The sequence below is a fragment of the Photobacterium lucens genome, assembly GCF_009873615.1.
Lineage (GTDB): Bacteria > Pseudomonadota > Gammaproteobacteria > Enterobacterales > Vibrionaceae > Photobacterium > Photobacterium lucens.
Genome location: NZ_SSMG01000295.1, coordinates 1 through 7,203, shown reverse-complemented (window position 1 = coordinate 7,203; position 7,203 = coordinate 1). Strand labels below are relative to the sequence as shown.

Sequence of the window (7,203 nt, the reverse complement as noted above, 5' to 3'; positions counted from 1 at the left end):
AAAAATAACCACTAACAAATTTTTTGGGAGTTGAGATGAGCGAGCAAGTAGTTGATAAAAATAAGGAAACTCGTGGTTTTCAGTCAGAGGTGAAACAGTTACTTCATCTGATGATCCATTCACTTTACTCAAATAAAGAGATTTTCTTACGTGAATTGATCTCAAATGCCTCGGATGCGGCAGACAAATTACGTTTTAAAGCATTGTCTCAATCTGATTTGTACGGTGACGATTCAAATTTATGTGTGAAGCTGTCTGTTAATGAGCAAACAGGTACCTTAACTATTAGTGATAATGGTATTGGTATGACACGTGAGCAAGCGATTGAGCACCTAGGCACCATTGCAAAATCGGGCACGAAAGAGTTCTTTGCTCAGTTAAAAGAAGATGAGAGTAAAGACTCACAATTGATCGGTCAGTTTGGTGTTGGCTTCTATTCTGCATTTATTGTGGCTGATTCTGTAACAGTCAATACCCGTGCAGCAGGTGCGGCGGCAGACGAAGCGGTAAGCTGGCAATCAGCTGGTGAAGGTGATTACAGCATTGAGAACATCACTAAGCCAACTCGTGGTACTGATATTATTCTTCACCTACGTGAAGATGAAAAAGAATTTTTAAATGAGTACCGCTTACGTGAAATCGTAGGTAAATACTCTGATCACATTGGTATTCCTGTGTTCATCCAAACAGAAGAAAAGGATGAAGAAGGCAATGTGACAGGGACTAAGTGGGATCAAATCAACAAAGCACAAGCGCTTTGGACCCGTAATAAGTCGGACATCAGCGAAGAAGAATACAAAGAGTTCTACAACCACGTAGCACATGACTACGCAGAGCCGTTAACATGGGCACATAACCGCGTTGAAGGTAAGCAAGATTACACCAGCCTGTTATACATTCCATCTAAAGCGCCGTGGGATCTGAATAACCGTGATGGTCAGCATGGCTTAAAACTGTATGTACAACGTGTGTTCATTATGGATGACGCGCAACAGTTTATGCCAACTTACCTGCGTTTTGTACGTGGCTTAATTGACTCAAATGATTTGCCACTGAACGTATCTCGTGAAATTCTGCAAGATAACAAAGTGACTCAAGCTCTACGTAAAGCATGTACTAAACGTGTGCTGCAAATGCTTGAGCGCATGGCGAAGAACGATGCTGAGAAGTACCAAACATTCTGGAAAGAGTTTGGTCAGGTATTAAAAGAAGGTCTAGCGGAAGATTTCGCTAACCGTGACAAGATCGCTAACTTACTTCGTTTCAGTTCAACAGAAAATGATGCGCAAGAGCAAACCGTATCATTAGCTGATTACGTAAGCCGCATGAAAGAAGGCCAAGATAAGATTTATTATCTAACGGCGGATAACTTCAATGCTGCAAAACACAGCCCGCACCTAGAGCAATTCCGAGCTAAAGGTTTGGAAGTGATTCTGATGTACGATCGTATTGATGAGTACCTAATGGGTCACTTACCTGAATTTGAAGGTAAGCAGTTCCAAGCGATCACGAAATCAGATCTTGATCTGTCTAATTTCGATGATGAAGAAGCGAAAGAAAAGCAAAAAGAGACAGAAAAAGAATTTGCTTCAGTGGTTGAGCGCACTAAAGGTTACCTTGGCGCTCGTGTGAAAGATGTACGTGCAACGTTCAAACTTCACGACACACCAGCAGTTGTGGTCACTGATGAACATGAAATGGGTACACAAATGGCGAAACTGCTAGCAGCAGCAGGCCATGAAGCGCCAGAAGTACAGTACATCTTTGAGCTAAACCCAGAGCATGCGCTAGTTAAGAAAATGGCAGATGAAGCGGATGAAGAAGTGTTCAGTCGCTGGGTTGAATTCTTGCTAGGTGAAGCCATGTTAGCAGAGCGCGGTACGATGGATGACCCATCTCAGTTCCTTGCTGCAATTAACAAGTTGCTGATTAAATAACCAAATAACTTACTTATATCAAATACTATTCTGATAAAGCATGTAAACCAAGCCCAGTGATTGTACTGGGCTTGCGAGTCTGTCTTAATCAGTGTATTTTCACTTTTTTGCAAAATTCCACTCTATTAAAGGGGATCACAATGCGCATCATTCTTCTGGGCGCTCCAGGTGCAGGTAAAGGTACTCAAGCTCAATTCATCATGGAAAAGTTTGGTATTCCTCAAATTTCAACTGGTGACATGCTACGTGCTGCAATCAAAGCAGGTACAGAGCTAGGCAAACAAGCGAAATCAGTGATCGATGCAGGTCAATTGGTATCTGACGATATCATTCTTGGTCTTGTGAAAGAGCGTATTGCTGAAGAAGACTGTGCAAAAGGCTTCCTACTAGACGGTTTCCCACGCACTATTCCTCAGGCTGATGGTCTAAAAGAAAACGGCGTTAACGTTGATTACGTTATCGAGTTTGACGTTGCTGACGATGTGATCGTTGAGCGTATGGCGGGTCGTCGTGCTCACCTTCCTTCAGGTCGTACTTACCACGCTGTATACAACCCACCAAAGGTTGAAGGTAAAGATGACGTAACTGGTGAAGATCTTGTTATCCGTGAAGATGACAAAGAAGAAACAGTACGTGCACGTCTAAACGTATACCACACGCAAACTGCACCACTTATCGAGTACTACGGTAAAGAAGCAGAAGCTGGTAACACTCAGTACCTTAAGTTCGACGGTACACTACCTGTTGCTGAAGTTAGCGCTGCGCTAGAAAAAGCATTAGCTTAATATTGTTGTTGGCTACTAGATAGTCTATAACAATGAGAAAAAACGGGCCTGCCTATTGGTATTGCCCGTTTTTTTTGGTTTTAATATTAAGACGATACTCAAGCGGCTTGGGCATAGTTTGTAATAAGGGCTTGGTTGGACGAGTCTTTTTTAATAAGAGTGATCCAATGGCGGCCAATGATCGTTTAGCTTGGGTTACAGAATATATTTACCTATAGATCTGAATGCGTTGTTTTGGATTGATAAGAGCGAAAGACCGATGAATAAAGACAACAATAAATACGGTGTATTGTTAGTAAACCTTGGTACGCCTGATACACCAACGGCAGCAGGGGTAAAACAATTTTTATCTCAATTTTTACATGATAAGCGTGTTGTTGATATGACCCGCTGGTTATGGTGCCCAATCCTGCATGGTGTGATTTTGCCTGTTCGTTCTCCTAAAGTAGCGAAGTTATATCAGTCGGTATGGATGGAAGAGGGCTCACCGTTAATGGTGTACTCAAAACGTCAGCAACAAGCCCTAGAAGCGTTATTACAAGTGCCTGTGGCGTTAGGTATGACTTATGGCAATCCTAGTATTCAATCGGGGTTAGAAGCGTTAAAACAGCAAGGTTGCGATAAAGTTGTCGTGTTGCCGCTGTATCCGCAATATTCAGGAACCACAACTGCTGCGGTATTTGATCGCCTTGCAAAAGATCTTAAGTCGACGCCTTATATTCCTGAGCTGCGCTTTATTAATCATTATTACGATCATCCTGATTATATTTCGGCGTTAGCAGATTCAGCGAAAAAGGTTTGGGCTGAGAAAGGTGAGCCTGACTACTTATTATGTTCATACCACGGGATTCCCAAGCGTTACGCTGATAATGGTGACCCATACCCTGATCACTGTAACGGCACAACAGAATTACTAGCGCAAGCACTAGCGATGCCGCGTGAAAAAATGAGCATGAGCTATCAGTCTATTTTCGGTCGTGAAGAGTGGTTAAAGCCTTATACCGAAGGCACCATTAAAACGTTAGCGGAGAAAGGGGTTAAACGCCTTGATGTGATGTGTCCGGCTTTCTCGGTGGATTGCTTAGAGACATTAGAAGAAATTGCTGAGCAGTGTAAAGAAGTGTTCATTGAAGCCGGTGGTGTCGAATTTAATCTGATCCCATGCCTTAATGACGATGAAGCTCACATCGCTATGATGGAAAGCTTGGTGAAACAATACGTTCAAGGTTGGTAATTGTTGCTTGTTTTCTGAAAAATTTATCAGACGATAACGTTTACGCTCTCATTTGTGCTGATATATCGCAAAACGAATGAGAGCTTTTGCTTTTATGTTCTATATTCTGTGATAGAATTCGCAAAATTTACAACTTGATAGCGCATAGACATGAAATTTCCAGGCCAACGAAAATCTAAGCATTACTTCCCTGTACATGCTCGCGATCCACTTTTAAGTCAAACTAAACAAGAAAAACGTTTAGCTCGCACTCACGTTGTCGGTATTGACCAAACACTGGTTGATATTGAAGCTTATGTGGATGATGAATTCCTGGAACGTTACGAGTTAAGTAAAGGCCATTCATTGGTTATTACTGACGAGAAAGCAGAAGCGTTATATCAAGAATTAAAAGAAAACAATCTTGTTACCCACGAATTTGCTGGTGGCACGATTGGTAACACCCTGCACAACTACTCTGTACTAGCGGATGACAAATCTGTTCTTCTTGGCGTGATGAGTAAAGACATTGAGATTGGTAGCTACGCTTACCGTTACCTATGTAACACATCAAGCCGTATGGATATGAACTACCTACAGCCTGTTGAGGGTCCTATTGGTCGCTGTTTTGCTCTTATCTCAAAAGAAGGTGAACGTACGTTTGCTATCAACGAAGGTAAGATGAACCAGCTAGCACCAGAAAGCATCCCTGAGTGTGTATTCGAAAATGCCTCTGCTCTTGTTCTTACTGCTTATTTAGTTCGTTGTAAGCCTGGCGATCCAATGCCTGCTGCAACAATGCGCGCAATTGAATATGCGAAGAAATATGATGTGCCAGTTGTATTAACTCTGGGTACTAAGTTCGTGATCCAAGATGATCCTCAATGGTGGCGTGACTTCCTTCGCGATAACGTAACGGTTGTTGCGATGAACGAAGATGAAGGTGAAGCGCTAACAGGTGAATCAGATCCATTATTAGCAGCGGATAAAGCGCTAGAGTGGGTTGATCTTGTGCTATGTACAGCGGGTCCTGTTGGTCTTTATACGGCAGGTTACACGGAAGAAAATGCGAAGCGCGAAACAAGCTTACCATTACTTCCAGGTGAAATTGCAGAATTTAACCGCTACGAATTTAGTCGTCCAATGCTAAAAGATGCGTGTGAAAACCCAATCAAGGTGTACTCACATATCGCACCATACATGGGCGGCCCTGAGCGTATTAAGAATACGAACGGTGCTGGTGATGGCGCACTATCTGCGTTGCTGCACGACATGTCTGCAAACCGTTACCACAAAGAAAACGTGCCAAATTCAAGTAAGCACCAATATTCTTTCCTAACTTACTCATCGTTCTCTCAGGTTTGTTTATATTCAAACCGCGTGAGCTATGAAGTATTGGCTCAATACTCACCACGTTTATCTCGTGGCCTACCTGAGCGTGAAGATAGCTTGGAAGAAGCATACTGGGAGCGTTAAGTTTCTTATGAATATAAAAAAACCGCCGATGATGGCGGTTTTTTATTATCTGCAATTTAGCGCAAGATTATTTTTTGTAAGCTTCGTTGTGAACTGCTGCCACTGCACGACCTGATGGATCTGCTGCGTTCTTAAAGCTCTCATCCCATTCAATGGCTTTAGCACTTGAACAAGCGATTGAAGGGCCACCAGGAACACATTTCGCAGCACTTTCTAGTGGGAACAACTCTTCAAAGATCTCACGGTATGCGTAAGCTTCTTTGGTTGTTGGTGTGTTGTAAGGGAAGCGGTAAGCCGCTGTTTCAAGTTGTTGATCTGTTACTTTTTCTTCTGCAACTTCTTTTAGGGTATCGATCCAGCTGTAACCTACACCATCAGAGAACTGCTCTTTTTGACGCCATGCGATAGATTCTGGTAGGTAGTGTTCAAAACACTCACGTAGGATGTGTTTTTCCATCTTGCCGTTACCACACATCTTATCTTCTGGGTTTAGACGCATTGCTACATCGATAAATTCTTTATCTAGGAATGGCACACGACCTTCAACCCCCCAGGCCGCCAGTGATTTGTTCGCACGTGCACAGTCAAACATGTTAAGTGCAAGTAACTTACGTACTGTTTCTTCGTGGAACTCTTTCGCGTTTGGTGCTTTGTGGAAGTATAAGTAGCCACCGAAGATTTCATCTGCACCTTCACCAGAAAGTACCATCTTGATACCCATTGCTTTGATTTTACGACCCATTAGGAACATTGGGGTAGATGCTCGGATTGTCGTTACATCGTAAGTTTCTATGTGGTAAATAACATCACGGATCGCATCTAAACCTTCTTGAATGGTGTAGGTCATTTCGTGGTGAACGGTACCAATTTGTGCTGCTACTTCACGTGCCGCTTTTAGATCCGGCGCACCTTCAAGACCCACTGCAAATGAGTGAAGTTGTGGCCACCATGCTGCTGATTTTTCATCATCTTCAATACGCATTGCGGCAAAACGTTTTGCCACTGCTGAGGTGATTGATGAATCTAATCCACCTGATAGTAGTACGCCGTAAGGAACGTCTGTCATTAATTGGCGTTTAACGGCTGCTTCTAGTGCTTCAGTTAGATCTTTTTTGCTCGTGGTGTTGCCTTGCACCGCTGCGTACTCGTTCCAATCACGAATGTAATAGCGCTGTGGCTCTGCATCTGCACTGCCGTAGTAACAACCTGGAGGGAATTCACTGACGGTTTTACAAACAGGTACCAGTGCTTTCATTTCAGAAGCAACATAGTAGTTACCATGCTCATCGTAACCCTGGTAAAGCGGGATGATACCAATGTGGTCGCGACCGATCAGGTAAGTATCTTTTTCTTCATCGTACAATACGAATGCGAAGATACCGTTTAGCTCTTCAAGTAGAGCTTCGCCCATGTCTTGGTATAGAGCTAAGATCACTTCACAGTCTGAATCTGTTTGGAAGTCGTATTTGCCTTCGTAGCGAGCACGGATTTCTTTGTGGTTGTAGATTTCACCGTTAACCGCAAGAATTAATTTTTTATCTGGGCTATATAGCGGTTGAGCACCACTGTTTAGGCCAACAATTGCAAGACGCTCATGAGCAAGGATTGCATTATCTGATGAGTAAATACCTGACCAGTCAGGACCACGATGACGAAGTTTTTTCGACATCTCTAATGCGATAGGGCGCAATGCCGCTGCATCGCTCTTAATGTCTAGGATCCCAAATACTGAACACATAGTAAAATCACTCCAACGTTATATCTTTTTATATCCATAAATGCGAGTTGTAAT

Annotated in this window: 5 protein-coding genes; 4 read left to right on the top strand and 1 reads right to left on the bottom strand. The window is 42.9% G+C overall.

Annotated elements, in window-relative coordinates; all coding sequences use genetic code 11:
* Window positions 1-35 precede the first annotated feature (35 nt).
* From htpG to E5A76_RS12750, 4 genes are all read left to right on the top strand, one after another.
* Window positions 36-1,937, top strand: a complete 1,902-nt coding sequence (gene htpG / locus E5A76_RS12765) for a molecular chaperone HtpG (protein WP_161119158.1) — start codon at window positions 36-38, stop codon at window positions 1,935-1,937.
* Window positions 1,938-2,077: 140 nt separating this feature from the next.
* Entirely contained in the window at window positions 2,078-2,722 is a 645-nt protein-coding gene (adk, locus tag E5A76_RS12760; protein WP_053988476.1) for an adenylate kinase, read from the top strand.
* Between the two features lie 259 nt (window positions 2,723-2,981).
* Window positions 2,982-3,956 carry a ferrochelatase gene (gene hemH / locus E5A76_RS12755; protein ID WP_161119157.1) on the top strand — a complete coding sequence of 325 codons (975 nt, stop codon included), beginning with the start codon at window positions 2,982-2,984 and terminating at the stop codon, window positions 3,954-3,956.
* 150 nt (window positions 3,957-4,106) lie between these two features.
* A complete protein-coding gene (locus tag E5A76_RS12750; protein ID WP_161119156.1) occupies window positions 4,107-5,411 on the top strand; it encodes an inosine/guanosine kinase in 1,305 nt (434 codons plus the stop codon).
* A gap of 67 nt (window positions 5,412-5,478) precedes the next feature.
* On the opposite strand, the gene asnB is transcribed toward E5A76_RS12750, so the two are convergent.
* Window positions 5,479-7,149, bottom strand: a complete 1,671-nt coding sequence (asnB, locus tag E5A76_RS12745) for an asparagine synthase B (RefSeq protein WP_107164940.1) — start codon at window positions 7,147-7,149, stop codon at window positions 5,479-5,481.
* Window positions 7,150-7,203 lie beyond the last annotated feature (54 nt).